Source organism: Oleiphilus sp. HI0067, assembly GCF_001635735.1.
This window is the reverse complement of sequence record NZ_LWFI01001335.1, coordinates 1-962: the sequence shown is the minus strand read 5'-3', so window position 1 is coordinate 962 and position 962 is coordinate 1. Positions and strand designations below refer to the sequence as shown.

At 41.7% G+C, this 962-nt stretch carries 1 protein-coding gene and 1 pseudogene; one reads left to right on the top strand and one right to left on the bottom strand.

What is annotated here, in order from left to right; all coding sequences use genetic code 11:
* A pseudogene (locus A3739_RS30195) lies at window positions 1-191 on the top strand (YecA family protein); the annotation flags it as partial.
* A gap of 6 nt (window positions 192-197) precedes the next feature.
* Here the strand turns inward: A3739_RS30195 and A3739_RS21200 are convergent.
* The coding region (locus A3739_RS21200) for an anti-sigma regulatory factor (RefSeq protein WP_156502733.1) at window positions 198-962 on the bottom strand (765 nt) is incomplete at its 5' end.

Sequence of the window (962 nt, the reverse complement as noted above, 5' to 3'; positions counted from 1 at the left end):
AGTCAGATTGGTTTAATCAGAACGAAGAAATAAGCGCCGAATTGTTACTTCCGTATATGGCCTTATCTGGTTTATTTGATAATGAAGACTTTGCTCCAATCATCAACAATAAGAAGTTAATGCAACAGTTTGAAACGATCATTGCTGAACAACTAACCGACGTATTTTTGTTCTATCACAGCAAAGCTTAAGACCATTTATGCGAGTCGAATTGAGGCTCGCACACTATTCCCCTTATCGTTGAAGCGCACTTTGCGGCAGAGCGATTCAACCAACTTCAAACCTCTCCCGTGAAAACTAGGAGCATGATCATCGAAAGGCCTTTCTGTGATGCCGGAAATATCAAATCCAGCGCCTGAATCGATAATCTCAATATCGAGAACTCTTGGTTCATCAAGACCGTACTCAAGTTTTATTTCAATGCTCGCTTCGCTTAATGCTGTCAAGCGCTCTGCACGCATCAAATAATAATTTTCAAAACCTTCTGCATCTTGTTTCAGAGAAGAGCATAACTGCAAAATGCCATGATCCAAGGCATTACAGAATAACTCCGTCAGGACAGTTGCAATTGTTTCCTGATGAACCGCAAATTCAGGTCGATCCGGAAGCAAATAAAACACCTCAGACGCAATATTTAGATCTTTACGCAAGAATTCCTCATTGAACATGAGCGAGGTTTTCCAGGGAAACATCGAAACGTCGTTCATAAGAATATCATCAGCTTCCGGCTTATATGCCATCACCTCTAGTAAAGATACATCATCTTGCTGAGGTGCATCCTCAACAAAGCTGTGGTATTGACTCAACATCTCCTCGAACACGTCCGTTTGCTCTCTTGAAACACACTGAGCTACACGATCCATCCCAAACATTTCATCAGTGCTGTTTGTCGACTCTGGAATTCCATCAGTCATTAGAAGAAGAGAATCTCCCTGGTGGAAATCAATATCATCCATACTGGC